The sequence below is a fragment of the Streptomyces sp. NPDC087310 genome (assembly GCF_044744405.1).
GTDB lineage: Bacteria > Actinomycetota > Actinomycetes > Streptomycetales > Streptomycetaceae > Streptomyces.
The window spans coordinates 461,020-485,611 of the sequence record NZ_JBIUYF010000003.1; the positions used below are offsets into that span (position 1 = coordinate 461,020).

Annotated in this window: 21 protein-coding genes; 12 read left to right on the forward strand and 9 right to left on the reverse strand. The window is 71.6% G+C overall.

Annotated elements, in window-relative coordinates; genetic code table 11:
- Positions 1-93: 93 nt before the first annotated feature.
- The gene (locus ACIO3P_RS12620; RefSeq protein ID WP_329822900.1) at positions 94-1,941 is read left to right on the forward strand and encodes an NHL domain-containing thioredoxin family protein; all 1,848 of its coding nucleotides are present in this window, start codon (positions 94-96) and stop codon (positions 1,939-1,941) included.
- Between the two features lie 87 nt (positions 1,942-2,028).
- Here ACIO3P_RS12620 and ACIO3P_RS12625 read toward each other — a convergent pair whose 3' ends face one another.
- The 3 genes from ACIO3P_RS12625 to ACIO3P_RS12635 form a co-directional block, all read right to left on the reverse strand.
- Positions 2,029-2,247 (reverse strand): DUF6458 family protein, encoded by a 219-nt coding sequence (locus ACIO3P_RS12625; RefSeq protein ID WP_329822901.1) that lies wholly within the window; start codon positions 2,245-2,247, stop codon positions 2,029-2,031.
- A 130-nt stretch (positions 2,248-2,377) separates the two neighbouring features.
- Positions 2,378-3,676, reverse strand: a complete 1,299-nt coding sequence (locus tag ACIO3P_RS12630; RefSeq protein WP_329822902.1) for a M18 family aminopeptidase — start codon at positions 3,674-3,676, stop codon at positions 2,378-2,380.
- 188 nt (positions 3,677-3,864) lie between these two features.
- On the reverse strand, positions 3,865-5,691 hold the full coding sequence (locus ACIO3P_RS12635) for an acyl-CoA dehydrogenase (RefSeq protein ID WP_329822903.1): 1,827 nt from the start codon (positions 5,689-5,691) through the stop codon (positions 3,865-3,867).
- A 196-nt stretch (positions 5,692-5,887) separates the two neighbouring features.
- Between ACIO3P_RS12635 and ACIO3P_RS12640 the strand changes: the two genes are divergently transcribed.
- The 3 genes from ACIO3P_RS12640 to ACIO3P_RS12650 all read left to right on the forward strand — a co-directional run bounded on the left by ACIO3P_RS12640 (position 5,888) and on the right by ACIO3P_RS12650 (position 8,782).
- A complete protein-coding gene (locus ACIO3P_RS12640; protein WP_329822904.1) occupies positions 5,888-6,364 on the forward strand; it encodes an SseB family protein in 477 nt (158 codons plus the stop codon).
- A gap of 168 nt (positions 6,365-6,532) precedes the next feature.
- The gene (locus tag ACIO3P_RS12645) at positions 6,533-7,486 is read left to right on the forward strand and encodes a pirin family protein (RefSeq protein ID WP_401849167.1); all 954 of its coding nucleotides are present in this window, start codon (positions 6,533-6,535) and stop codon (positions 7,484-7,486) included.
- Positions 7,487-7,675: 189 nt separating this feature from the next.
- A complete protein-coding gene (locus tag ACIO3P_RS12650) occupies positions 7,676-8,782 on the forward strand; it encodes an AI-2E family transporter (RefSeq protein WP_329822906.1) in 1,107 nt (368 codons plus the stop codon).
- Here the strand turns inward: ACIO3P_RS12650 and ACIO3P_RS12655 are convergent.
- On the reverse strand, positions 8,710-11,133 hold the full coding sequence (locus tag ACIO3P_RS12655; protein WP_401849168.1) for a SpoIIE family protein phosphatase: 2,424 nt from the start codon (positions 11,131-11,133) through the stop codon (positions 8,710-8,712). The genes ACIO3P_RS12650 and ACIO3P_RS12655 overlap by 73 nt on opposite strands.
- 156 nt (positions 11,134-11,289) lie before the next feature.
- Here ACIO3P_RS12655 and aspS point away from each other — a divergent pair, with 156 nt between their 5' ends.
- Complete coding sequence (gene aspS, locus ACIO3P_RS12660) at positions 11,290-13,071, forward strand: aspartate--tRNA ligase (RefSeq protein ID WP_401849170.1); 1,782 nt, start codon at positions 11,290-11,292, stop codon at positions 13,069-13,071.
- Positions 13,072-13,197: 126 nt separating this feature from the next.
- On the opposite strand, the gene murJ is transcribed toward aspS, so the two are convergent.
- Both murJ and ACIO3P_RS12670 read right to left on the reverse strand, forming a co-directional pair.
- Positions 13,198-14,880 (reverse strand): murein biosynthesis integral membrane protein MurJ, encoded by a 1,683-nt coding sequence (gene murJ / locus ACIO3P_RS12665; RefSeq protein WP_329822909.1) that lies wholly within the window; start codon positions 14,878-14,880, stop codon positions 13,198-13,200.
- 52 nt (positions 14,881-14,932) lie between these two features.
- Positions 14,933-15,496 carry a DoxX family membrane protein gene (locus ACIO3P_RS12670; RefSeq protein ID WP_401849171.1) on the reverse strand — a complete coding sequence of 188 codons (564 nt, stop codon included), beginning with the start codon at positions 15,494-15,496 and terminating at the stop codon, positions 14,933-14,935.
- A gap of 234 nt (positions 15,497-15,730) precedes the next feature.
- On the opposite strand from ACIO3P_RS12670, the gene ACIO3P_RS12675 reads away from it, so the two are divergent.
- The 5 genes from ACIO3P_RS12675 to ACIO3P_RS12695 all read left to right on the forward strand — a co-directional run bounded on the left by ACIO3P_RS12675 (position 15,731) and on the right by ACIO3P_RS12695 (position 19,600).
- Positions 15,731-16,201, forward strand: coding sequence for a MarR family transcriptional regulator (locus tag ACIO3P_RS12675; RefSeq protein ID WP_329822911.1), 471 nt, complete (start codon positions 15,731-15,733; stop codon positions 16,199-16,201).
- Between the two features lie 60 nt (positions 16,202-16,261).
- Positions 16,262-16,771, forward strand: a complete 510-nt coding sequence (locus tag ACIO3P_RS12680; RefSeq protein ID WP_329822912.1) for a SigE family RNA polymerase sigma factor — start codon at positions 16,262-16,264, stop codon at positions 16,769-16,771.
- Positions 16,764-17,687 carry a hypothetical protein gene (locus ACIO3P_RS12685; RefSeq protein ID WP_401849173.1) on the forward strand — a complete coding sequence of 308 codons (924 nt, stop codon included), beginning with the start codon at positions 16,764-16,766 and terminating at the stop codon, positions 17,685-17,687. The genes ACIO3P_RS12680 and ACIO3P_RS12685 overlap by 8 nt, the downstream gene beginning before the upstream one ends.
- A gap of 11 nt (positions 17,688-17,698) precedes the next feature.
- Positions 17,699-18,544, forward strand: a complete 846-nt coding sequence (locus ACIO3P_RS12690) for a hypothetical protein (protein ID WP_329822914.1) — start codon at positions 17,699-17,701, stop codon at positions 18,542-18,544.
- A 126-nt stretch (positions 18,545-18,670) separates the two neighbouring features.
- Positions 18,671-19,600: an intradiol ring-cleavage dioxygenase gene (locus ACIO3P_RS12695; protein ID WP_329822915.1), complete on the forward strand. Its 930-nt coding sequence runs from the start codon at positions 18,671-18,673 to the stop codon at positions 19,598-19,600.
- A 112-nt stretch (positions 19,601-19,712) separates the two neighbouring features.
- Here the strand turns inward: ACIO3P_RS12695 and metG are convergent, their stop codons facing one another.
- A complete protein-coding gene (gene metG / locus ACIO3P_RS12700; protein ID WP_329822916.1) occupies positions 19,713-21,317 on the reverse strand; it encodes a methionine--tRNA ligase in 1,605 nt (534 codons plus the stop codon).
- Between the two features lie 287 nt (positions 21,318-21,604).
- Here metG and ACIO3P_RS12705 point away from each other — a divergent pair, with 287 nt between their 5' ends.
- Together ACIO3P_RS12705 and ACIO3P_RS12710 are read left to right on the forward strand one after the other, a co-directional pair.
- Positions 21,605-22,258, forward strand: coding sequence for a response regulator transcription factor (locus ACIO3P_RS12705; RefSeq protein ID WP_329822917.1), 654 nt, complete (start codon positions 21,605-21,607; stop codon positions 22,256-22,258).
- A 32-nt stretch (positions 22,259-22,290) separates the two neighbouring features.
- On the forward strand, positions 22,291-23,529 hold the full coding sequence (locus ACIO3P_RS12710; RefSeq protein ID WP_401792008.1) for a sensor histidine kinase: 1,239 nt from the start codon (positions 22,291-22,293) through the stop codon (positions 23,527-23,529).
- Positions 23,530-23,605: 76 nt separating this feature from the next.
- Here ACIO3P_RS12710 and ACIO3P_RS12715 read toward each other — a convergent pair whose 3' ends face one another.
- Both ACIO3P_RS12715 and ACIO3P_RS12720 read right to left on the reverse strand, forming a co-directional pair.
- On the reverse strand, positions 23,606-24,016 hold the full coding sequence (locus ACIO3P_RS12715; protein ID WP_329822919.1) for a VOC family protein: 411 nt from the start codon (positions 24,014-24,016) through the stop codon (positions 23,606-23,608).
- Positions 24,017-24,026: 10 nt separating this feature from the next.
- A complete protein-coding gene (locus ACIO3P_RS12720) occupies positions 24,027-24,527 on the reverse strand; it encodes a helix-turn-helix transcriptional regulator (protein WP_329822920.1) in 501 nt (166 codons plus the stop codon).
- Positions 24,528-24,592: the final 65 nt, after the last annotated feature.

Consider the following 24,592-nt stretch of genomic DNA (forward strand, 5'->3'; position numbering starts at 1 on the left):
CGGGTGTGCGGGCCGGTCCGGGCGGTGCGGGTGGCCCGGGCGGTGCGGGTGTGCGGGTCGTGCGGGCCGGTTCGGGAGTGGCACCCTTGAACCATGAACGACGCGACCCCCGCCCCCTCCCGCCGCGCGCGCGTGCGCGCCCCCGAACTGATCGGCAAGGGCGGCTGGCTCAATACCGGCGACACCTCGTACACCCTCGCCGACCTGCGGGGACGCATCGTCATTCTCGACTTCTGGACGTTCTGCTGCATCAACTGCCTGCACGTCCTGGACGAGCTGCGGGAGCTGGAGGAGAAGCACCGGGACACCGTCGTGATCATCGGCGTCCACTCGCCGAAGTTCGTGCACGAGGCCGAGCACCAGGCCGTCGTCGACGCCGTCGAGCGGTACGAGGTGCATCACCCGGTCCTGGACGACCCCGAGCTGGCGACCTGGAAGCAGTACGCCGTACGGGCCTGGCCCACGCTCGTCGTGATCGACCCCGAGGGGTACGTCGTCGCGCAGCACGCAGGTGAGGGCCACGCGCACGCCCTCGCGAAGCTCGTCGAGGAGCTGGAGGCCGAGCACGCGGCCAAGGGGACGCTGCGGCGCGGGGACGGGCCGTATGTGCCGCCGGAGCCCGTCGCGACCGATCTGCGCTTCCCGGGCAAGGCGCTGGAGCTGCCCGGCGGCCATCTCCTCGTCTCGGACTCGACCCGGCACCAGCTCGTGGAGCTGGACGCCGACGCGGAGACGGTCGTACGGCGCATCGGCAGCGGGCAGCGCGGCTTCGGCCCCGACGCGTTCAGCGAGCCGCAGGGGCTGGCGCTGCTGCCCGACGGGCGGGTGATCGTCGCGGACACCGTGAACCACGCGCTGCGTACGTACGACCCGGTGAGCGGCGCGATCGAGACCGTCGCCGGGACCGGCCGGCAGTGGTGGCAGGGGGCGCCGACCTCGGGCCCCGCCCTGGAGGTGGCGCTCTCCTCGCCGTGGGACGTCGCCTGGTGGGCGGACCGGGTGTGGATCGCCATGGCCGGGGTGCACCAGCTCTGGACGTACGACCCGGCCACCGGGACCGTCGAGGCCGCGGCCGGCACGACCAACGAGGGGCTGGTGGACGGGGACGCCGCCGAGGCGTGGTTCGCGCAGCCGTCCGGGCTCGCGGCGGCCGGGGACCGGCTGTGGATCGCGGACTCCGAGACCAGCGCGCTGCGGTACGTCGAGCGGAAGCCGGGCCCCGACGAGGACGGCGCGGACGGTGGCGGGTTCGTGATCCGTACGGCCGTCGGCACCGGGCTCTTCGACTTCGGGCACCGCGACGGCCCCGCAGCCCAGGCCCTGCTCCAGCACCCGCTGGGGGTCACCGCGCTGCCCGACGGCTCCGTCGCCGTCTGCGACACGTACAACCACGCGCTGCGCCGCTACGACCCCGCGACCGGCGAGGTGACCACGCTCGCCACCGATCTGCGCGAGCCCAGCGACGCCGTCCTGGTGGGCGAGGACATCGTCGTCGTCGAGTCCGCGCGGCACCGGCTGACGCGGCTGCGGCTGCCGGAGGAGGCGGTGCGCGTCGAGTCCGTCGCCCACCGCACGCAGCGGGCCGCGACCGAGGTCGCGCCGGGCGCGCTGCGGCTGGACGTCGTCTTCACGGCGCCGACCGGGCAGAAGCTGGACACGCGGTACGGCCCGTCCACCCGGCTGCTGGTCTCGGCGACCCCGCCGGAACTGCTGCTGGAGGGCGGCGGCGCCGGTACGGATCTCGGCCGCGATCTGGTGCTGGCCCCGGATGTCACCGAGGGTGTGCTGCACGTGTCCGCGATGGCCGCCTCGTGCGACGACGACCCGCTGAACGAGTACCCGGCCTGCCATGTCCACCAGCAGGACTGGGGCGTTCCGGTCGTGGTCGGCGACGCGGGGACGTCCCGGCTCGGGCTCGTGCTCGCCGGACTCGACGCGTAGCGCCGGCCGGAAGGCGTACGGGCGCGGGCCGTTCGGGCGGGCGTCGTTCGGGCGGGCGCCGTACGGGCGCACGTCGTCCGTCGTCCGTCAGAAGCGCTCGTTCCGGTCCACCACCGTCGGTGCGACCGGGGTGACGATCGCCCTGCGCCGGCGCGCGATGCTGGTCATGACGGCCGTGCCGATGATGCCGACGGCCATCATGATCACGCCGACCAGGTCGAGGTTGACGCTGTCGAGTTCCCAGTCGGTCGCGAACGTGAGGATCGCGCCTACCGCGATGAGAGTGATGCATCCGCCTATGCCCATGGGGGCCGCCTCTTCACAGGAGTCGTGTCGTGCCGGGTGTCGGTCATGCACCGGGTACCCCTGACCGGAACAGGCATGCGGGCGGCGGCGGTTCGGTCCGCGGGGCGCTCCGGGACGTACGCCTCCTGCATCAGCCCGCCAGGAACGCCACCAGCGCGTTCGCCAGGTGGTACGGGTCGTCCGCGCCGCACAGCTCGCGCGCGCTGTGCATGGACAGGATGGCCACGCCGATGTCGACGGTCTGGATGCCGTGCCGGGCCGCGGTGATCGGGCCGATCGTCGTGCCGCACGGCATCGCGTTGTTGGAGACGAACGTCTGCCACGGCACGCCCGCCTTCTCGCATGCCTCGGCGAACACGGCCCGGCCGCTGCCGTCCGTCGCGTACCGCATGTTCACGTTGACCTTGAGGATCGGGCCGCCGTTGGCACGCGGGTGGTGCGTCGGGTCGTGGCGCTCCCCGTAGTTGGGGTGGACGGCGTGTCCCGTGTCCGACGACAGGCAGACCGTGCCGGCGAAGGCCCGCGCGCGGTCCTCGTACGTACCCCCGCGGGCGAGCACCGAGCGCTCCAGGACCGTACCGAGCAGGGGGCCTTCGGCGCCGGTGTCCGACTGCGAGCCGTTCTCCTCGTGGTCGAAGGCGGCGAGGACCGGGATGTACGGCAGGGGCGCGCCGGAGTCCGTCGCGACCGCGGCCAGCGCCGCCGTACCCGCGTGCACCGACAGCAGGTTGTCCATCCGCGGGCCCGCCACCAGCTCGCGGTCCCTGCCGAGGTACGAGGGCGCCTCGATGGCGTGCGGCATCAGGTCCCAGCCGGTGATCTCGTCGGCCTCGACGCCCAGTTCCTCCGCGACGAAGCGGATCAGATCGCCCTCCTCGGGCTCCCCGAGGCCCCAGATCGGCTGCATGTGCCGCTGTCTGTCCAGCTTCAGGCCGTCCGTGTTGACCGAGCGGTCGAGGTGGACGGCGAGCTGCGGGACGCGCAGCAGCGCCCGGTCGACGTTGACCAGCCGGTGCGAGCCGTCGCGCAGGGTGACCCGGCCCGCGAGCCCCAGATCACGGTCGAGCCAGGTGTTGAGCAGCGTCCCGCCGTACACCTCGACGGCGATCTGGCGCCAGCCGTACGAGCCGGTGTCCGGCAGGGGCTTCACCCGCAGGTTCGGCGAGTCGGTGTGCGCGCCGACGATCCGGAACGGGGTGTGCGGCTCGGCGCCCTCCGGCACGAACCAGGCGATGAGCGCACCGCCGCGCACGACGTACCGGCCGCCCTTCGACCCGTCCCAGGCGTCCGTCTCCCGCACCTGCCGGAAGCCGGCCTTCTCCAGGCGCGCCGCGGCGTTCGCCACCGCGTGGTACGGCGACGGGCTGGCCGCGAGGTAGGACATGAGGTCGTCGGTGAGGCCGCGGTCGAAGCGGGTGGAAGTGCTCATGGGCCCAACCCTAACGACGAGGTCCGACACCGGCCCTGGCAGTAGCCGCGCAGCAGCCGCGAGCGCCGTGCGCGGGGCGCCTCCCGCACGTACGGCAGGGCACCTCCCGCGTGGTGTGCGGGAGGTGCCCTGCCGACCCGTGGTGAACCGTGGCCCCGGACCCGTGACCCCGGGCCCGTGCCCCGTGCTTAGAACGCCGCTTCGTCCAGCTCCATCAGCGTGCTGTCGACGGACTCGGCGAGCGCCCGCTCCGTCGCGACGCCCGGCAGCACGTTCGCGGCGAAGAACTTCGCGGCCGCGATCTTGCCCTGGTAGAACGCCACGTCCTTGGACGCGGCCGTCTCCAGCTTCTCCGCGGCCACGGCGGCGCCGCGCAGCAGCAGGTAGCCGACGACCACGTCGCCCGAAGCCATCAGCAGGCGGGTGGTGTTGAGGCCGACCTTGTAGATGTTCTTGACGTCCTCGCCGGTGGCCGTGAGGTCGGTCAGCATCACGCCGACGATCGCCTCCAGGTCACCTGCGGCCTTGGCGAGCGCCTCGCGGGCCGGGGCCAGCTCCGTACCGCCCGTGCCGACCGCGAGGAAGGTCTTGATCTCCTCGGAGAGGGTGTTCAGCGCCTGGCCCTGGTCGCGGACGATCTTCCGGAAGAAGTAGTCCTGGCCCTGGATCGCCGTCGTCCCCTCGTAGAGGGTGTCGATCTTGGCGTCCCGGATGTACTGCTCGACCGGGTACTCCTGGAGGTATCCGGAGCCGCCGAAGATCTGGAGCGCCTGCGCGAGCTGCTCGTACGACCGCTCGGAGCCGTACCCCTTCACGATGGGCAGCAGCAGGTCGTTGAGGCCGTGCAGCGCCTTCGTGGGCTCGCCCTCGGCCTCCTTGAACGCGATCTCGTCCTGCACCGAAGCCGTGTACATCACCAGGGCGCGCATGCCTTCCGCGTACGCCTTCTGCGTCATCAGCGAGCGGCGTACGTCGGGGTGGTGGGTGATGGTGACCTTGGGCGCGTTCTTGTCCATGAACTGCGCCAGGTCGGGGCCCTGGACGCGCTCCTTGGCGTACTCCAGCGCGTTCAGGTAACCGGTGGAGAGGGTGGCGATCGCCTTCGTGCCGACCATCATCCGCGCGAACTCGATGATGCGGAACATCTGGCGGATGCCCTCGTGCTTGTCGCCGATCAGCCAGCCCTTGGCGGGGTGGCGGTCGCCGAAGGTCAGCTCGCAGGTGTTGGACGCCTTGAGGCCCATCTTGTGCTCGACGTTCGTCGCGTAGACGCCGTTGCGCTCGCCCAGTTCGCCGGTCTCCCAGTCGAACTCGTACTTGGGCACGAGGAAGAGCGAGAGGCCCTTGGTGCCCGGTCCGGCTCCCTCGGGGCGGGCGAGGACGTAGTGGAGGATGTTCTCCGACATGTCGTGCTCACCCGAGGTGATGAAGCGCTTCACGCCCTCGATGTGCCAGGTGCCGTCCTCCTGCTCGACGGCCTTCGTACGGCCCGCGCCGACGTCCGAGCCCGCGTCCGGCTCGGTGAGGACCATCGTGGAGCCCCACTGGCGCTCGACGGCGATCGCGGCGACCTTCTTCTGCGCGTCGTTGCCCTCGTCGTGCAGGACGCCGGCGAAGGCCGGGCCCGAGGCGTACATCCACACGGCGGGGTTGGCGCCGAGCAGCAGCTCCGCGTAGGCCCAGATCAGGGAGCGCGGGGAGGTCGTGCCGCCGATCTCCTCCGGCAGGCCGAGACGCCAGTACTCCGCGTCCATGTATGCCTGGTAGCTCTTCTTGAAGGCGGCAGGGACCGGCGCCGTGTTCGTCTCCGGGTCGAAGACCGGCGGGGTGCGGTCGGCCTCGGCGAACGACTCCGCGAGATCGTTCTCCGCGAGGCGGGTGACCTCTTCGAGGATGCTCCTGGCGGTCTCGACGTCCATCTCCGCGAACGGGCCCGTCCCGTACAGCTTGTCGCGCCCGAGGACCTCGAAGAGGTTGAACTCGATGTCGCGGAGATTCGACTTGTAGTGCCCCATGGCGACGACTCCGTAAGGATCGGGAAGGCGGAAAGGCAGGAGGCAGATCCCTCATGCGTATGCCAGTACCGGTTGGTAGCTACCGATGATGCTACCCATCGGTAATAAGATGCAACCCCGCACCGGGGCCCGCGGGCGATGTGTGACGTGGTAGACGGGGATCCCAGGGGCGCCATTCCTCAGTACTCTTGCGTCCATGTACGGCTACGACCAGAACATGGGCGCTCAGCAGCAGTACGCGCACCCGCAGCAGCAGCCGATGGGTGGCGCCGGCGCGGGCGGGTACGCCGAGCAGCCGCTGTATCCGGAACCGTCGCCTCCGTCGCTGGGCGACGCCGTGCGGGCGTTCACGACGGGGTCGCTCCAGGCCGAGGACTTCCAGCAGATCTTCGCGACGTCGAAGGTCTACTGCCCGCGGGGTGACAACCCCGGGTTCCTGGCGCTGCACAACACCCAGCAGCCGGTGATCCCCATGTTCAGCACGCTCAAGGAGCTGCGGCGCTACGCGGGCAAGGAGTCGAAGTACTTCGTGATCACCGGGGCCGAGGTGATCGACCTGCTGCCGACGGGGTACGGCTTCGTGCTCGACATGGAGGGCGAGCACCGGATGGTGTTCGACGCGAAGGCGGTCGAGCAGATGGTGGACTTCGCGATGAGGCGCATGTACGGCTGAGCACGCCGTCCCCCGATCCTGACGAGGGCCCGTACCGCACCGGTACGGGCCCTTCTTCCGTCCGGAAAGCGTCCGGAAAGCGTCTGGAAGGCGTCCGGGAATACGGCACGCCTTGCGGGATGTTCACTGTTCAACTAAATTGACGCAAGAGAGCCTGAGGAGGCCGTCATGCCCGCAGTGACCGTCGAAAACCCGCTGACCCTGCCCCGTGTGACGGCTCCGGCCGACGCCGTGGCCCGTCCCGTGCTCGCCGTCACGACCGCGCCCGGCGGCTTCGAGGGCGAGGGATTCCCGGTGCGCCGCGCGTTCGCGGGGATCGACTACAAGCGCCTCGACCCGTTCATCATGATGGATCAGATGGGTGAGGTGGAGTACGCGCCGGGAGAGCCGAAGGGGACCCCCTGGCACCCGCACCGCGGCTTCGAGACGGTCACGTACATCATCGACGGGATATTCGACCACCAGGACAGCCAGGGCGGTGGCGGCACCATCACCAACGGCGACACCCAGTGGATGACGGCGGGCTCGGGCCTGCTGCACATCGAGGCGCCGCCGGAGTCGCTGGTCACCTCCGGCGGGCTGTTCCACGGCCTCCAGCTCTGGGTGAACCTGCCAGCCTCCGACAAGATGATGGACCCGCGCTACCAGGACATCCGCGGCGGCCAGGTCCAGCTTCTGACCTCGCCCGACGGCGGCGCGCTGCTGCGGGTCATCGCGGGCGCCCTGGACGGCCACGAGGGCCCCGGCGTCACCCACACCCCGATCACGATGATCCACGCCACGCTGCGGCCGGGCGCCGAGGTGACGCTGCCGTGGCGCGAGGACTTCAACGGTCTCGCGTACGTCCTGGCCGGGCGCGGCGCGGTCGGCACGGAGCGCCGTCCGGTCCACACCGGCCAGACAGCGGTCTTCGGCGCGGGCGGCTCGCTCACCGTACGGGCCGACGCGACGCAGGACGCGCACACGCCGGACCTGGAGGTCGTGCTCCTGGGCGGGCAGCCGATCAGGGAGCCGATGGCGCACTACGGCCCGTTCGTGATGAACAGTCACGCCGAGCTGAAGCAGGCATTCGAGGACTTCCAGGCGGGCCGCCTGGGCACGGTTCCGGCGGAACGCGCCTAGGTCGTCCGTTCGGGAGCGCGCGTAGGGCCTCCCGTTCGGGAACGCGCCTAGGGTCTTCCGTTCGGGAACGCGCCTAGGGTCTCCCGTTCGGGAACCCGCGGAGGCTCTTCCGTTCGCCCGGGTGACGGTGCGTCACCCGGGCGGTGGGCAGCGCAGGACAAGGCCGCCCGGCCGTGGTCGGCTGGGAGCGTGCAGACGCCGCCGAACCCCCTCCTCCCCGAGAGCGCGCGGCGCCTCGCCGCGTGGTGCGGGGTCGTGCTGCTGGTCTCCGGGGTCGGGGCCGTCGCGATCTGGCTGTGTGTCACCTTCAAGACGGCCGTCACCCCCGTCCTGCTCGCCCTTCTCGGCACCGCGCTGCTCGGCCCGCTCCACCGCCGGCTGATCGCGCTGCGGCTCAACGCGTCGCTCGCCTCCGCGCTGACCTGCGTCGCCATCGTGGGCGTGGTGGGCGGCGCCGGGTACATCGTCGTCAGCGCGCTCGTCGACACCGGGGACCAGATCGTCGCCTCGCTGCGCCAGGCGGGCCAGGCGGTGGGCAAGCACTTCGGCGGGGCCGCCGGGACCTCGCTGGGAGATCTGGCGAAGAACGCCAAGGACCTCGTCGGGAAGTTCGGCACCACCGCCGCCTCCGGGGTGCTCACCGGGATCAGCGTCGTCGGGGAGCTGATCGCCACCGCCGTCCTCGCGCTGCTGCTGGTCTTCTTCTTCCTGCGGGACGCGTCCCGGGCGGCCCGCGCGCTCCGGGGGTTCGCCCCGGGACACGCCGGGCGGGCCGTCGAGGCGATGGGGCGCCGCGCGTTCGGGGCCGTCGAGGGGTTCATGCGCGGGACGACCCTGATCGCGCTCATCGACGCGATCTGCATCACCGTGGGCCTGCTGATCCTGCGGGTGCCCGGCGCGGTCGGGCTGGGGGCGCTGGTCTTCGTCGGCGCGTACATCCCGTACCTCGGTGCCCTGATCTCCGGCGCCGTCGCCGTGCTGGTCGCCCTGGTCGACCGGGGGTGGGTGATCGGGCTCTGGGCGCTCGGGGTGGTGCTCGCCGTCCAGGTGCTGGAGGGGCATCTGCTCCAGCCGATGATCCAGAGCCGTACGGTGCAGATGCATCCCGCCGTGGTGATGCTGGCGATCACGGCGGGCGCGAGCGTCGCCGGGATCCTGGGCATGCTGCTGGCCGTACCGCTGACGGCCGCCGCGTTCGGGGTGCTCTCCGAGGTGAGAAAACGTTACGCCGCGGACTCCTCCACCGGATCCGACGGCCCGGACGGTACCGCCGCCCCGCCTCCGCCGTCCTCGTAGAGCTCGAACCAGGTGCACTTCCCCTCGCCCCGCGGGTCCACCCCCCACGCGTCCGCCAGGATCTCCAGCAGCACCAGCCCCCGCCCGCTGGACGCCAGCTCGCCGGGGCGCCGGCGGTGCGGCAGGTCGTCGCTGGTGTCCGCGACCTCGATCCGCAGCCGGCGCGCTCCGTGCTCGCCCCGCGCCTCCGCGACCAGCAGCGCGTCACCGTCGGTGTGGACGAGCACGTTGGTCAGTATCTCGGAGACCATCAGCTCCGCCGCGTCGACCTGCTCGGGGTCCGCCCAGTCGTGCAGCAGATCGCGGAGCTGGCGCCGGGCGCCCGCGATCCGCTCCGGTTCGGCCTGCGCGATGGTCAGCGCGGTCCTGCGGGCGGGCGTCCTGGCGGTACGGGAGGCCGCGCCGTCCCGGTCGCGGGAGAGCAGCAGGAGCGCGATGTCGTCCTCGCGGCGGTCGGCGAGCGGCCCGGTCGTGTAGTACGAGGTGGGGCCGTGCACGGCCTGGACCAGGGCGTCCGCGAGCTTCTCCAGCTCGGCGGCGCCGTCGAGCCGGGCGCCCGCCTCCGTACGGCCCTCCCCGGTACGGCCCTCTCCCGACGCGCCGCCGTCCGACCCGCCCTCGCCCGAACCGCCGCCGTCCGGGGCGCGTCGTACGCCGCCCCGTAGGGGCCGCTCGGGCTGTTCCAGTACGGGGCGCAGCCGCTCCCAGCCCGTCGCGAGATCGTGCCCGCCCGTCTCGATCAGCCCGTCCGTGCAGAGCATCAGCAGCTCGCCGGGGCCGAGCTGGAGCCGGGTCGTCGGATAGTCGGAGTCGGCCTCGATCCCGAGGGGCAGCCCGCCCGCGGTCTGCCGGATGACCGCCGTGCCGTCGGCGGTACGGATCACCGGGTCCGGATGGCCGGCGCGGGCGATGTCGAGGGTGCCCGTCTCCGGGTCGACCTCCAGGTAGAGGCAGGTCGCGAAGCGGGGCCCTGCCAGGGCGTCGGGACCGCTGTCGGAGCCCGCGGTCCCCGGGAACAGCCCGGCCGGGGCGCCGGGCTCGCCGGCCGGGCTGCCGCCGGGGGCGCCGTCCTGCCCCGGATGGTGCTGGAGCCCGGCGAGGAAGCGGGAGGCGCGGGAGAGCACCGCGTCCGGGCGGTGCCCCTCGGCGGCGTACGCCCGCAGCGCGATCCTGAGCTGGCCCATCAGGCCGGCCGCGTGGACGTCATGGCCCTGCACGTCCCCGATGACCAGCGCGAAGCGTCCGCCCGACCGGTCGCCGCCCCGTCCGTCCGGCAGCGGGATCATGTCGTACCAGTCGCCGCCCACCTGGAGGCCGCCGCCGGTCGGCACGTACCGCGCCGCCACCGTCATCCCCGGGATCTCGGGCCCCAGCCGCGGCATCATCGAGCGCTGGAGGCCGATCGACAGCTCGCGCTCGGACTCGGCGACGCCCGCGCGGGCCAGGGCCTGCGCGAGCATGCGCGCGACGGTGGTCAGCACGGAGCGTTCGTCCGGGGAGAAGGCGACCCGGTGTTTGAAGGCCGCCATCCAGGTGCCGAGGGTGCGGCCCGCCACGACCAGCGGGACGAACGCCCAGGAGCTGCGGTCGAAGCGCTGGACGTACTGCCAGGTGGCGGGGTACTGGCGCTCGTACGCCTCAGGTGTCGGCAGATAGACGGCGCGGCCGGTCCTGACGACCTCGGCGGCCGGATAGTCCGTGTCGAGCGACATCTCCTCGAAGGGGCCCACGTCCCCGGCGTCGTGCCCGTGGTGCCCGATGATCCGCAGCCGCTGCCCCGAGGGGCCGCCGGTGAGGCCCCCGGAGACGCCGAAGACCGCCAGGCCGTCCGGCGAGAACCCGGGCATGGAGAGGGACGCGGCGACCCGCAGGACCTCGGCGGTGGAGCGCGCCTCGGCCAGCGCGCGCCCCGCGTCCAGCAGGAACGCCTCGCGGGAGCGGCGCCAGTCGCCGGTGATGGAGCTGCCCTCGACGGCGGTGCCGGGGCGCGGCTCGCTGACCTCCTGGACCGTACCGAACAGTTCGAATTCCTCGTCGCCGTCCGGCCGGCTGGTGACGACGGGCTTGGCGCGGCTGCGTACCGTACGGACGACCCGGCTGTCGCCGTCCATCACGCGCAGCCGGACCTCGGCGAGGGTGGACTCGGCGACGGCGAGGCGTACGACGCCCTCGATCTCGTTCCAGTCGACGGGGTGGAGCCGGGCGCGGACGGCGGCCTTCGTGGTCTGCAGGGGTTCGGCGGGCCAGCCGAAGAGCCGGGCGGCCTCGGCGTCGAGGGTGACCGATCCGGAGATCAGGTCCCAGCGCCACAGGCCGGTGCCGATCGCGGTCAGGACATCCTCGGTTCGCATTGTCCCACTTTATGAATATGTGCGGAGCGAACGCCACTGAGGGCGGTGTCGGACACGGGCGGTAGCCTGTTATGGCCAAACGAGTTTTCCCGAAATTGGGTTGGCCAACAGGTGGCGCCCACTCCACTCCGACTGCCAAGACTGGATGAAACGACGATGCACCGGTACAGGTCCCACACCTGCGGCCAGCTCCGCGCCTCTGACGTCGGCGCCGACGTCCGGCTGAGCGGCTGGCTGCACAATCGCCGAGACCTGGGCGGCATCCTCTTCATCGATCTCCGTGACCACTACGGTCTGGTGCAGCTCGTCGCCCGCCCCGGCACGCCCGCCAACGAGGAGCTGTCCAAGCTCACCAAGGAGACCGTCGTCCGTATCGACGGCAAGGTCTCCGCGCGCGGTGCGGAGAACGTGAACCCGGAGCTGCCGACCGGCGAGATCGAGATCGAGGTCTCCGAGGTCGAGATCCTCGGCGCGGCCGGGCCCCTGCCGTTCACGGTCAACGCGGAGGACGGCGTCAACGAGGAGCGGCGCCTGGAGTACCGCTTCCTCGACCTGCGCCGCGAGCGCATGCACCGCAACATCCTGCTGCGCACGGCCGTGGTCTCCGCGATCCGGCACAAGATGACCGCCCTCGGCTTCAACGAGATGGCGACCCCGATCCTCACCGCGACCTCCCCCGAGGGCGCGCGCGACTTCGTCGTCCCCTCGCGGCTGAACCCGGGCAGGTTCTACGCGCTGCCGCAGGCGCCGCAGCAGTTCAAGCAGCTCCTGATGATCTCGGGCTTCGACCGCTACTTCCAGATCGCGCCCTGCTTCCGCGACGAGGACGCGCGCGCGGACCGCTCGCCGGGCGAGTTCTACCAGCTCGACGTCGAGATGAGCTTCGTCGAGCAGGAGGACGTCTTCCGGCCGATCGAGAAGCTCATGACGGAGCTGTTCGAGGAGTTCGGCGGCGGCCGGCACGTCACCTCGCCGTTCCCGCGGATCCCGTTCCGCGAGTCCATGCTGAAGTACGGCAACGACAAGCCCGACCTGCGCGCCCAGCTCGAACTGGTCGACATCTCGGACGTCTTCGAGAACTCCGAGTTCAAGGCGTTCGCGGGCAAGCACGTCCGCGCCCTGCCGGTGCCGGACACGGCCGGACAGTCCCGGAAGTTCTTCGACGGCCTCGGCGAGTACGCGGTCGAGCACGGCGCGAAGGGCCTCGCCTGGGTCCGGGTCGGCGAGGACGGGTCGCTGGCGGGACCGATCGCCAAGTTCCTGACGGAGACCGACGTCAAGGTCCTCACGGAGCGGCTGGCGCTGGTCCCGGGGCACGCGGTCTTCTTCGGCGCGGGCGCCTTCGACGAGGTCTCCAAGATCATGAGCGCGGTGCGCGTCGAGGCCGCCAAGCGCGCCGGGCACTTCGAGGAGGGCGTCTTCCGGTTCTGCTGGATCGTCGACTTCCCGATGTACGAGAAGGACGAGGAGACCGGGAAGATCGACTTCTCGCACAACCCGTTCTCGATGCCCCAGGGCGGCCTGGACGACCTGGAGTCGAAGGACCCGCTGGACATCCTGGCGTGGCAGTACGACATCGTCTGCAACGGCATCGAGCTGTCGTCCGGCGCGATCCGTAACCACGAACCCGAGCTGATGATCAAGGCGTTCGAGATCGCGGGCTACGACCGCGAGACCGTGGAGCACGAATTCGCCGGCATGCTCAAGGCGTTCCGCCTCGGCGCCCCGCCGCACGGCGGCATTGCCCCGGGCGTGGACCGGATCGTCATGCTGCTGGCGGACGAGCCGAACATCCGCGAGACGATCGCCTTCCCGCTCAACGGCAACGCGCAGGACCTGATGATGGGCGCGCCGACGGAGCTGGACGAGACGCGGCTGCGCGAGCTGAACATCGCGCTCCGCAAGCCGGTGACGAAGTCGGCGAAGCCGACGGAGTAACGGCCGGAGCAGCGGGCCCCGCTCCCCGCGACCCGCTCCCCGCGTACCGCCTTGTGTCCCGCCCTTCGCACTGCCGAGGGGCGGGACGCGGTGTGTGTACGGGGGTGGGGTGGGCCGGCGACCGGTCTACCGCATCCCGGGCAGGCGCCGCAGCTCGCTGATCCTCATCAACCGGGCGAGGAGGAGGTAGACCAGCGCCGTCGTGAGCGTCCCCGCTGCCAGCGCGACGGCGGTGGGCCACGTCCCGGTTCCCGGCCCGGCGCACGCACGGGCGGCCAGCCAGCCCAGCCCCGCGGCCGGGACGGCGGCGCACAGCAGTTTCCCGTAGGTACGGCGCAGGGCTCCGTCATCGATACGGCCGCCCACTCTCCTGCGCAGCAGAGCCGAGGTGAGCGCGAGGCCCGCCACGTAGGAGAGGGTGTAGGCCCCCGCCATGCCGACCACGGCCCAGCGTGTCGGCAGCAGCAGATGGCAGGCGGTGGCCAGCGCGATGTTCACCCCGGCGATCCAGGTGGCCATGAGGAACGGGGTACGCGTGTCCTCGAAGGCGTAGAAGCCGCGCAGCAGCAGGTACTGGGCGGAGAACGGGATGAGCCCCAGCCCGAACGCCTGCAGCATGTAACCCATCGGGCGGACCGAGGCGGCGTCCGCCGCTCCGTGCGCGAACACCAGAGTGGCGATCTGCGGCCCGAACGCGAGGAAGAACAGGGCGGCGGGGACGATGACGACGCCGCTGGCGCGCAGGGCCCGCGAGAGGTCAGCGCGCAGATCCGTCATCCGGCCTTCGGCGGCGGCCCGGCTCATGCGCGGCAGCAGCGCCGTCACCAGGGACACGGTCACGATCGACTGCGGCAGAAGCCAGATGGTCTGCGCGTAGGTGTACGCCGAGTAGCCCGCTCCGGCGTGGGGAAGCTTCTGGTCGGCGGCGTTGGCGTAGTTCGTCACCACGGTCAGGGCGACCTGGTTGGCCAGGACGAACAACAGGGTCCACTTCGCGGCGTGGACGCTCCTGCCGAGCCCGGTGCCCCGCCAGTCGAACCGCGGCCGGAACCGGAAACCCGCCGCTCGCGCGAAGGGGATCAGCGCCAGGGCCTGCAAGGCGATGCCTGCCGTCGTTCCGATCCCCAGCAGGCGGACCTGGTCGGCGGTGATGTCCTCGACCCGGGCGGGGATCGTCATCAGCCCCAGATAGGCGGCGAACATGCCGACGAGGACGACGTTGTTCAGCACCGGCGTCCACATCATCGCGCCGAATTTCTCACGGGCGTTCAGGACCTGCCCGTAGATGCCGAACAGGCCGTAGAAGAAGATCTGCGGCAGCAGAAACCTCGCGAACGTCACCGTCAGCTCGAACGCCTCGTGGCTGCCCGGGGTGTCCCGCATGTACAGCCCGACGATCCCCGGCGCCGCCCAGACCGCCAGGGCCGTACCCACCCCCAGCACGCAGACGACGAGCGTGACCAGACGCTGCTCGTAGGCCCGCCCGCCGTCGGGCTCCGTCGTGCGGGCGCGCACCAACTGCGGTACCAGTACGGCGTTGAGCGCCCCGCCGATCAACAGCGTGTACAGGCTCGTCGGCACGGTGTTCGCCGTGTTGTACGTACTGGCCAGCAGGCCCGTTCCCAGCGCCGCCGCCTGTAGCACCTGACGGATCAGGCCCGTCGCCCGCGACACCACCGTGCCGAGGGCCATCAGCAGGGACGAACGTGCCAGACCGTCCTTGTCCTGCTTCCCCCGGACGGCACGCCGCCCCTTGGTCCGCTGCTCGGGCACCACAGCGCCTACGTCGGCCTTCGCCCCCTCAACCATGCGGCCAACCTAGCGCCCCAAGATCCCCGGCCCGAACGCCGGTCGCGGCCGGTTACTTGCGCAGCAGCAGGGTGAGGCCCGCCACCACCAGGCCCAGGGCCACCGCCGATGCGCCGTAGGCCAGGCGGTGGGACCTCAGGCCGGGGAGGAAGCGGTCGACGGCGATGCGGCCGGGGCCGGTGAGGGCCAGGGCGGCGGCGCCCGCGGTGAGCAGGATCTCGTACTCGACGCCGGCCGGGGCGAAGAAGCTGCCGGTGCCCTTGACGGCGAGGGCGTTGACCATCGTGCCGACGACGGCGGCGCCCATCAGCGGTGTGAGCAGGCCGATAGCCAGGCCGAGGCCGCCCAGGGTCTCGGTCAGCCCGGCGACGACGGCGAACGCCTTGCCGGAGGGGTAGCCGCTCGCCGAGAAGAACGCGCCGGTGCCGTCCAGGCCGCCGCCGCCGAACCAGCCGAAGAGCTTCTGGCTGCCGTGCGCGGCCATCGTCAGGCCGAGGACGACGCGGAGCAGGAGGAGGCCGACGTCGTAGGCGTGGGGCGTGGAGGCGTGGGCGCGGTCTCCGGGGGCGGCGCCGGGGCGGGACAGCGGGGCGAGGGTGCTGGTGGGGGAGGGCATGAGTGCGTTCTCTCCTGGAGGTGAAGGGGGTGGGGGCCGCTTCGGTGAGGCCGTTCCGTGCCGTGCCGTTCCGTGCCGTGCCGTGCCCTGCCGTGCCTGGCTCGGTGAGCCGTGGGCCCGTGGGGCATGAGCCCGGAGTCATTCTTGAAAGTTTAAGCAAAGGCTCGCGTTTACGACCGTACACAGTGATTTGAATTTGAACAACCAGGGTCGCCGGAGCCTAGGATGGCGGCCATGGACGAACCCCGCTGGCTGGACGAGCACGAGATGGCCGCGTGGCGCGGGTTCATCGCCGCCGGCATCCTTCTGGAGCGCCGCCTCGACCAGCAGCTCAAGGAGGACGCGGGCCTCTCCCATCCCCAGTACGAGATCCTGTCGCGCCTCGGCGACGCGCCCGGCGGCGAGCTGCGGATGAGCGGACTGGCGGATCTGCTGCTCACCTCGAAGAGCGGCCTCACCTACCAGGTCGGGCAACTGGAGAAGGCCGGTCTCGTCAGCCGCCGCGCCTGCTCCTCCGACGTACGCGGTGTCGTCGCCGCCCTCACCGACGCGGGCCGTGAGCGGCTGCGCGACTCCGCCCCCGGGCATGTCGCGCTCGTCCGCGAGTTGCTCATCGACGTCCTCGACCGCGAGCAGCTCGCCGCTCTCGCCGACAGCCTCGGCACGGTCAGCCGGAGGCTGAGGAGCGGAACGGAGGCAACCTGATCGGTCCCCCACCGCGTTCCACTCACGTGAGGGATCGAACAGGATGGCGAGGGCGGGCCGATGGATCCGGGCGACGGCGACTTCGAGGCGTTCGTCACGGCCCGGGGGCCCCGGCTGCTGCGGGTGGCGTGGCTGCTCACCGGGGACGCGCATCTCGCGGAGGACCTGCTCCAGAGCACGCTCGCGAAGGTCTGGCCCAAGTGGCCCCGGATAGCGGCGGAACGGCCGGAGGCGTACGTACGCAAGGCGATGGTGCACCTGCACGCCTCCTGGTGGCGGCGGCGCTGGCGCGGGGAGCTGCCGTACGGCGAACTCCCGGACACGGCCTGGCCGTCCGACGCGTACGCGAGGGTGGACCTGGAGCAGTCGCTGGCGGCGGCCGTACGGTCCCTGCCGGTGCGGCAGCGGGCGGTCGTCGTGCTCCGCTACTTCGAGGACCTGAGCGTCGAGGACACCGCGGCCACCCTCGGCTGCTCCACCGGCACGGTCAAGAGCCAGTCGTCCCGTGCCCTGCGCACGCTGCGGGAGCTGCTGCCCGTGCCCGTGGAAGGCGGTGACCGCCGTGGGTGACACCGATGACACGGGTGGGGCCACGGGGGCGGATCAGGATCGCCGTGAGGCCGCCGAGGGGCGGGAGTTGCGCGTCCTCCTCGAACGGGCCGCGCCCCGGCTGCCCAGCCCCGAAGGGCGGCTGGAGCAGGTACGGGAGCGGATCGTACGGGGCCGCCGCAGGCGCCGTACGGCCGGAGCCGCCGCGGCGGCCGTGACCGGGCTCGTGCTGGCCGGCGCGGTGCTGCCCGGCGTTCTGCGGGGCGGGCCCGAGCAGGTGCTGCCCGCCGCGACCGTGCCCGGCCCCGTCCCCACCGCCGGCTCCTCGGAGTCCACGGCACGGGACCGGTCGGGTGAAACACCCACCCCGGACGGCGCCTACGTCAGCTTCCCGCACCTACGGGGTCTGACGCTGCGTCCGCCGTCCCGCTGGTACGCGGTCGACGTGCCGCCGGACGGCCCGTCCGGAGCGCCGGCCCGGGGCTTCGTCTCGTCCCGGCCGCTCACGCCGTACGACGCGACCTGCCCGGTCGAGCGGCGGTCCGACTGTCCGCCGGTCCGGACGCTCGGCCCGGGCGGCGCGCTGGTCACGCTGGTCGTGCGGGGAGCGGAGACACCGGAGACACCGGCGACGACGGTCCGGGACCGGTCCGAGCCGCGCCTCCTGGCGGAGACCTCCCCTGGGTGCCGGCGGATCGGCGGGACGCGCGAGTACAGCGCCCTGCTGGGCGGTGCGGTGGACCACTCCGAAGCCCCCACCGCCGCCCCCGGCACCGGGGAACCCGCCTCCGTCGATCCGGTCGCCACCGTCAGCCTGTGTGTCGCGGGCGACGCGCCGGGGAGCGTGGAGGCCGTCCATACGATGATCAGCGGCGCAGACTTCACCGCAGGAAGCACGCCCGTCCGTCCTTCCGCCTCCTCCTGGAACACGAAATGAGAGGCCCGTACATGTCTGTGCGCACAGTTCGCAGAGGACTCCGGCTGGCCGCCGCGCTGCTGGCGACCGGTCTGCTGCTCACCGGCTGCGCGGGGGGCGGGGGCGGCGTGCGCGACGCGGGCCGGGCGGAGACGGCGGACAAGGCCGGAACGGGGTCGGGTTCCGTCGCCGCCGCCGCGAGCGGCGCTGACAAAGGCGGCGCCGACAAGGGCGGCGGTGCCGGCACCGGCGCGTCAGGACCGCTGGAGGCGCGCGGCGCCGAGGCGCGGGAGATCCCCGATTTGGGCCCGGAGACCCGCGCCCAGATCCCCTCGGACACCCGCCAGGCCGTGGTGGTGACCGGCATCAACCGTGACTCCAACCTCGCCTCCGTCGTCGTCCACGAGCGCGACCCGGTCACCGGCTGGGAGCCCGTCACCGACACCTGGCCCGCGCACAACGCGCTGGAGGGGTGGACCGACGACCACAACCAGGGCGATCTGCGCTCGCCCATCGGCGTGTACGGGCTGACCGACGCGGGCGGCCGGCTGGCCGATCCGGGTTCGAGGCTCCCGTACGACCAGGGCCCGGCCTTCTCCGTCACGGGCACCGGGTTCGAGGGCGAGCCGCTCGAAGGCTCCTTCGACTACGTCGTCGCGATCAACTACAACCGTGTGCCGGGCAACACCCCGCTCGACTGGACCCGGCCGCTCGGTGACGACAAGGGCGGCGGCATCTGGATCCACGTGGACCACGGCGGACCCACCCAGGCGTGTGTCTCCGTACCCCTCGACCGGATGAAGGAGCTGCTGCGCACGCTGGACCCGGAGAAGAAGCCGGTCGTGGTGATGGGCGACGCGGACTCGCTGGCTCTCTGAGCTTCTCTGAGCTTCCGAGCTCTCCGAGCCTCTCTGAGCTCTCCGAGCCTCTCTGACGTTGGGTGATGTGGTGTTCACAGCTCACGCCCAGGTCGCTGCCAGCTTGGCTGCCTAGTCTCCCGTGTCATGACAGAGACACAAGAGCCTTTGGGGAAACGGGACTTGATCCGCCGCAGGGCGGTACTCGCGGGCGGCGCGGCCATCGCCGCCACCGGTATCGCGGCGGCGGCCGTCACCACCGCGTCGGCGGGCGAGGACACGGCGGCCTCGTCCACCGGCACCTCGCCCGGCGCCACCGCGACCGGTGACGGCGAGCTGTGCTACCGGCTCACCTCGCAGACCACCGAGGGTCCGTACTACATCGACGCCGACAAGATCCGGAAGGACATCACCGAGGACAGGGAGGGCATCCCCATGACCCTCCGCCTCAAGGCGATCGACTCGGACACCTGCAAGCCGCTGCCGGGCGCGGCCGTCGACATCTGGCACTGCGACGCGCTGGGCCTCTACTCGGGTTACGAGGACAGCTCCACCGGTGGCGGCACGCCGCCCACGGGCGCCCCGCCCACCGACGCGCCCACGGACACCCCCACCGGAACGCCGCCGACCGGCGGTCCCGGCAGTCCCGGCGGCCACGAGGAGCCGACCGACGACAAGCGGTACCTGCGGGGCACCTCGCTCACCGACAAGCACGGCTTCGTCGAGTTCAGGACGGTCTTCCCGGGCTGGTACCGGGGCCGCGCCGTGCACATCCACACCAAGGTGCACGTCGGCGGGAAGATGACCGACGCCGGGTACGAGGGCGGGCACACCTGCCACACCGGCCAGTTCTTCTTCGAGGAGGCCGCGGTCCTCGACTCCGCGAAGATCGCGCCGTACTCGACCAGCACGACGGAGCGCACGACGCTCACCGAGGACACCATCTACGACCAGAGCGGTGTCCAGGGCGGGCTGCTGAAGCTCTCGTACCGCAAGAACGACATGGCGCGCGGTGTCGTCGGCACCATCACCATGGGCGTCGACCCGGACGAGACCCACGACGGCACCGACCTCTGAGTCCACCCCTGAGTCACCCCTGAGTCGACCTCTGAGCCGGCCATGAAACAGGGCCCGGGACCAGGCGTACCAGCCTGGTTCCGGGCCCTGCCTCGTGCACGTGTGTACGGCGTTACGCCGCCGGCTCCTCCAGACGCGGGAAGAGCACCGCGCCCTTCGTCACCGTCGAGCCGGCCGGCAGCAGGCCCCACGTGCCCGCGTCCTGGACCCGCTGGCCGTCGAGCGCGCCCAGCGACGCGGCGGCGCCGAGCGAGTCCCACAGCTTCTGCGAGGTCTCCGGCATCACCGCGTTGAGCAGGACGGCGAGCGCCCGCAGCGACTCCGAGGCCGTGTAGAGGATCGTCGCGAGCCGCGCGCGGCCCTCGTCCGAGTCGTCCTTGGCGACCTTCCAGGGCTCCTGCTCGGTCAGATAGCCGTTGACCTGCTTGACGAAGTCGAAGATCGCGGCGATCCCGCCCGCGAAGTCCAGCTCCTCGCCGATCTTCCGGTCGGCCTCGGCGACCGCCGTGGCCAGCCCGTCCCGTACCGCCTGCTCGGCGTCGCCGGGGGCGGCGTCGGCCGGCAGCGCCCCGCCGAAGTACTTGCCGACCATGGCCGCGACGCGCGAGGCGAGGTTGCCGTAGTCGTTGGCCAGCTCGGAGGTGTAGCGGGCGCTGAAGTCCTCCCAGGAGAACGAGCCGTCCTGCCCGAAGGCGATGGCCCGCAGGAAGTACCAGCGGTACGCGTCGACGCCGAAGTGCGAGGTCAGGTCCTGCGGCTTGATGCCGGTCAGGTTCGACTTCGACATCTTCTCGCCGCCGACCATCAGCCAGCCGTTGGCGGCGACCCGGCCGGGGACGGGCAGCCCCTGCGCCATCAGCATGGCGGGCCAGATGATCGCGTGGAAGCGCAGGATGTCCTTGCCGACCAGGTGCACGTCGGCGGGGAAGGTCGTGTCGAACTTCTCCTGGTTGGCGCCGTAGCCGACCGCTGTCGCGTAGTTCAGCAGGGCGTCGACCCAGACGTAGATCACATGCTTCTCGTCCCACGGCACCGGGACGCCCCAGTCGAAGGTCGAGCGCGAGATCGAGAGGTCCTGGAGGCCCTGCTTGACGAAGTTCACGACCTCGTTGCGGGCGGACTCGGGCTGGATGAAGCCGGGGTTGGCCTCGTAGTGCGCGAGGAGCTTCGGACCGTACTCACTGAGCTTGAAGAAGTAGTTCTCCTCCTTGAGGATCTCCACCGGCTTCTTGTGGATCGCGCACAGCTTGACGCCGTCCTCGTCCTCGATCAGATCGCCGGGGAGCTTGTACTCCTCGCAGCCCACGCAGTACGGGCCCTCGTAGCCGCCCTTGTAGATCTCGTCCTTGTCGTACAGGTCCTGCACGAACTCCTGCACACGGTCCGTGTGCCGCTTCTCCGTGGTCCGGATGAAGTCGTCGTTCGCGATGTTCAGGTGCTCCCAGAGGGGCTTCCACGCCTCCTCGACGAGCTTGTCGCACCACTCCTGCGGGGTCACCCCGTTCGCTTCGGCGGTGCGCATGATCTTCTGACCGTGCTCGTCCGTGCCGGTGAGGTACCACACCTTCTCACCGCGCTGGCGGTGCCAGCGGGTGAGCACGTCCCCTGCGACGGTCGTGTAGGCGTGGCCCAGGTGAGGAGCGTCGTTGACGTAGTAAATGGGGGTGGTGACGTAGAACGCCTTCCCACCCTGCTCTTCGGATCCAGTGGCCGCCATGCTCGAAATGGTATCGGCCCGGAACCGGTGCCTTCACATCGATAAACCACCGTTGCTACCCGGTGGAGACCTCGGGGAAACAGCCGTCGCGGTAGACAGGCACATCCTGGGAGGGAATGGGCATCATGTACAAGGCGGGGCGCCGGATGAGACGTGGGACGGACGCGGGGGCGGATACGGATACGGACACGGGGGCCGGGGCGGAGACGGGGCCAGGAGCAGCGGCGGGGCCGGGGCCGGTGACGGCAGCGGCAGCGGGGCCGGGGAGAGGGACAGGGGACGACAGCATGCGCGTACTGGTCGCCGAGGACGAGGAGGTCCTGGCCGAACTGGTGGCCACCGGGCTGCGCCGGGCGGGCTTCGCCGTCGACACCGTGTACAGCGGGGACGCCGCCCTCGCCTATCTGGGCCTGCACGACTACGACGTCGTCGTCCTCGACCGCGACCTGCCCCGCGTCCACGGCGACGACGTCGCGCGCAAGCTGGTCGCCGAGTCGTCCCGTACCCGCATCCTGATGCTCACCGCCTCCGCCTCCCTGGAGGACCGCGTCGAAGGGCTCGACCTGGGCGCCGACGACTATCTGGGCAAGCCCTTCGACTTCCCCGAGCTGGTCTCGCGGGTGCGCGCCCTGCGGCGGCGCAGCGCCCGGCCCGTACCGCCGCAACTGGAGCGGTACGGGGTGCGGCTCGACTCCGTACGGCGGACCGCGTCGCGGGACGGGGTGGCGCTGGACCTCTCGCCCAAGGAGTTCTCCGTCCTCCAGATCCTGCTGGAGGCGGACGGGGCGCCCGTCTCGACCGAGGAGCTGCTGGAGCGCGCGTGGGACGCGCACGCGGATCCGTTCACCGGGGCGGTACGGGTCTGCCTGAGCAAGCTGCGGTCCAAGCTCGGGGACCCGCCGCTGATCCGTACGGTGCCGGGAGCGGGGTACGCCCTGTGAGCCCCAGGCCCGCGACTCCGGCGAACCGGTCCATGAGCCCTGCGGCCTCGGCGCGGGCCCGGTGGCTCCGTCCGCTCACCGGCTCCACCATCCGTACGCGGATCGCGCTCGTCTACGGCGGCGTCTTCCTCGTCCTCGGCGGCTGTCTGCTGACCATCGTCAACCTCCTCTCCAACGCGGGCACCCAGATGGAGGCCGCGGAGATCGCCGCCCGGGTGGCGCCGGCCCAGGTGGCGCCCGTCATCCAGCCGCAGTCCGTGACGCGGCTGATCGGCGAGCAGCAGATCGCGCCCGTCACGGTCACCCAGGTCGCCGACAACGTGACGAACGCGGCCTCCGACGAGATGGTGTTCTGGTCGGTGGTCGCCCTGCTGGTCATGGCGGCCTGCGCGGTGGGCGTGGGGTGGTGGACGGCGGGCCGGGTGCTGCGGCCCGTGCACGCGATGACGGACAAGGCCCGCAGGCTCTCCGAGCGCAATCTGCACGAGCGGATCAGCGCGCGCGGCCCGAACGACGAGCTGAAGGAGCTGAGCGACACCCTGGACGCCCTGCTGGCACGGCTCCAGAAGGCGTTCGACAGCCAGCGCCGCTTCATCGCCAACGCCTCGCACGAACTGCGCACCCCGCTGGCGACGCAGCGCACCGCGATCCAGGTCGGCCTGGACGACCTCTGCTCACCGGACGAGCTGGCGCGCACGAAGGAGACCCTGCTCGACAACAACCGGCGCAGCGAGAAGCTCATCGAGGGGCTGCTGGTGCTGGCGCGCAGCGAGCGCGAGGTGGACGACCTGGAGCCGGTCGACCTCGGCGAGGCGGTCGCGGAGGAGACGGTGCGGTGCCGCGGCGACGTGTCCCTGACGGTCAAGGACGCCGAGACGGTACGGGGCAACCGGCTGCTGCTCGGCCAGCTCGTGGGAAACCTGCTGGCCAACGCCGTGTCGTACAACGTGCCGGGCGGGACGGTGGACGTGGAGGTGACCGGCGCCGTGCTCGTGGTGCGGAACACGGGTCCCGAGGTCGCCGCGGCGGATGTGCCCGCGCTGTTCGAACCGTTCCGGCGGGGCGAGGGCCGCGACCGGATGGGGCGTGGCGCGGGGCTCGGCCTCTCGATCGTCCGGTCGATCGCGGAGGCGCACGGAGGGACGGTGGACGCGGTGCCGGGCGGCGACGGCGGGGGGCTGGTGGTGACGGTGACGCTGCCGGTGCAGCGTCCTGAGCCGGCGCCGGAGGGGCGCGGGAGGCGCGCGTCCGGCGATGATCACCACCGGTAGGGCCCGCCGGGCCCGCCGGGCTGGCAGGGCTGGCCTGGCCTGGCCGGTCCGGGCCACCGGGAGCCCTTCCCGCGCGTTACGCCTTGGGCGCCTGCGAGATGCGGACCATGCTGCCCGAAGGGTCCCGGAACGCGCAGTCGCGCGGGCCCCAGGGCTGGTCGATGGGTTCCTGAAGCACCTCGGCGCCGGAGGCCCGCACCTTCTCGAAGGCCGCGTCGACATCGTCCGTACGGAAGATGATCTGCTGGAGGACGCCCTTGGTGAGCAGCTCCTGGAGGGCGTCGCCATCGGCCTCGGACCGGCCGGCGTGCGGCTCGGAGAGGACGAGCTCGACGTCCGACGGGGACGCGCTGCCGAGGGTGACCCAGCGGAACCCGCCGGCGGCGACGTCGTTGCGCACCTCGAAGCCGAGCGCGTCGCGGTAGAAGGCGAGGGACTCGTCCATGTCGTTGACGGTGATGTTGCAGTACTGGAGTGAGAGGTTCATGAAGCCCACGCTAGACGGGGGCTACAGGGACCGCTTCTCCAATCCTGACCGGTTCGTCGCCGGTGGATCGGTCCCGGGTGGATCGGCCGCCGGTGGGCCGGTCCCTGGTGGGTCGGTCCCTCGTGGGCCTGGTGCGTTCCTTCGCCATGCAGGTGGGCATCGCCCTCACGGCGTCGTGCTCCCGGGCCCGGTACGCGCTCGGCGTCATCCCCACCAGCTCGGTGAAGCGCGAGCTGAACGAGCCGAGTGAGGTACAGCCGACCTCCATGCACGCGTCGGTCACACTCGCTCCGGCGCGCAGCAGCGCCATCGCCCGCTCGACCCGCCGGGTCATGAGATAGCTGTACGGCGTCTCCCCGTACGCCGCCCGGAACGCCCGGGAGAAGTGCCCCGGCGACATCAGCGCGTGGCGGGCCATGGCGGGTACGTCGAGCGGACGCGCGTACTCCCGGTCGACCAGATCCCGCGCCCGGCGCAGGTGCGCGAGGGTGGCAAGCCGCTGCTGGTCCATGGTCCGAGCGTACCGGCCGGGCGGGGGGATCCGGGGGTCGTGCGGGAGGCCCTGCTCCAGGGCTA

What these genes read in the sequence shown, in the direction of transcription:
- ACIO3P_RS12720 (WP_329822920.1), bottom strand. Translation starts at nt 24,527, where the DNA reads ATGGACCAGCAGCGGCTTGCCACCCTCGCGCACCTGCGCCGGGCGCGG.
- murJ (WP_329822909.1), bottom strand. Translation starts at nt 14,880, where the DNA reads ATGGTTGAGGGGGCGAAGGCCGACGTAGGCGCTGTGGTGCCCGAGCAG.
- ACIO3P_RS12655 (WP_401849168.1), bottom strand. Translation starts at nt 11,133, where the DNA reads ATGCGAACCGAGGATGTCCTGACCGCGATCGGCACCGGCCTGTGGCGC.
- ACIO3P_RS12675 (WP_329822911.1), top strand. Translation starts at nt 15,731, where the DNA reads ATGGACGAACCCCGCTGGCTGGACGAGCACGAGATGGCCGCGTGGCGC.
- ACIO3P_RS12680 (WP_329822912.1), top strand. Translation starts at nt 16,262, where the DNA reads ATGGATCCGGGCGACGGCGACTTCGAGGCGTTCGTCACGGCCCGGGGG.
- ACIO3P_RS12625 (WP_329822901.1), bottom strand. Translation starts at nt 2,247, where the DNA reads ATGGGCATAGGCGGATGCATCACTCTCATCGCGGTAGGCGCGATCCTC.
- ACIO3P_RS12715 (WP_329822919.1), bottom strand. Translation starts at nt 24,016, where the DNA reads ATGAACCTCTCACTCCAGTACTGCAACATCACCGTCAACGACATGGAC.
- ACIO3P_RS12710 (WP_401792008.1), top strand. Translation starts at nt 22,291, where the DNA reads ATGAGCCCTGCGGCCTCGGCGCGGGCCCGGTGGCTCCGTCCGCTCACC.
- ACIO3P_RS12695 (WP_329822915.1), top strand. Translation starts at nt 18,671, where the DNA reads ATGACAGAGACACAAGAGCCTTTGGGGAAACGGGACTTGATCCGCCGC.
- aspS (WP_401849170.1), top strand. Translation starts at nt 11,290, where the DNA reads ATGCACCGGTACAGGTCCCACACCTGCGGCCAGCTCCGCGCCTCTGAC.
- ACIO3P_RS12640 (WP_329822904.1), top strand. Translation starts at nt 5,888, where the DNA reads ATGTACGGCTACGACCAGAACATGGGCGCTCAGCAGCAGTACGCGCAC.
- ACIO3P_RS12670 (WP_401849171.1), bottom strand. Translation starts at nt 15,496, where the DNA reads ATGCCCTCCCCCACCAGCACCCTCGCCCCGCTGTCCCGCCCCGGCGCC.
- ACIO3P_RS12705 (WP_329822917.1), top strand. Translation starts at nt 21,605, where the DNA reads ATGCGCGTACTGGTCGCCGAGGACGAGGAGGTCCTGGCCGAACTGGTG.
- ACIO3P_RS12635 (WP_329822903.1), bottom strand. Translation starts at nt 5,691, where the DNA reads ATGGGGCACTACAAGTCGAATCTCCGCGACATCGAGTTCAACCTCTTC.
- ACIO3P_RS12690 (WP_329822914.1), top strand. Translation starts at nt 17,699, where the DNA reads ATGTCTGTGCGCACAGTTCGCAGAGGACTCCGGCTGGCCGCCGCGCTG.
- metG (WP_329822916.1), bottom strand. Translation starts at nt 21,317, where the DNA reads ATGGCGGCCACTGGATCCGAAGAGCAGGGTGGGAAGGCGTTCTACGTC.
- ACIO3P_RS12645 (WP_401849167.1), top strand. Translation starts at nt 6,533, where the DNA reads ATGCCCGCAGTGACCGTCGAAAACCCGCTGACCCTGCCCCGTGTGACG.
- ACIO3P_RS12620 (WP_329822900.1), top strand. Translation starts at nt 94, where the DNA reads ATGAACGACGCGACCCCCGCCCCCTCCCGCCGCGCGCGCGTGCGCGCC.
- ACIO3P_RS12630 (WP_329822902.1), bottom strand. Translation starts at nt 3,676, where the DNA reads ATGAGCACTTCCACCCGCTTCGACCGCGGCCTCACCGACGACCTCATG.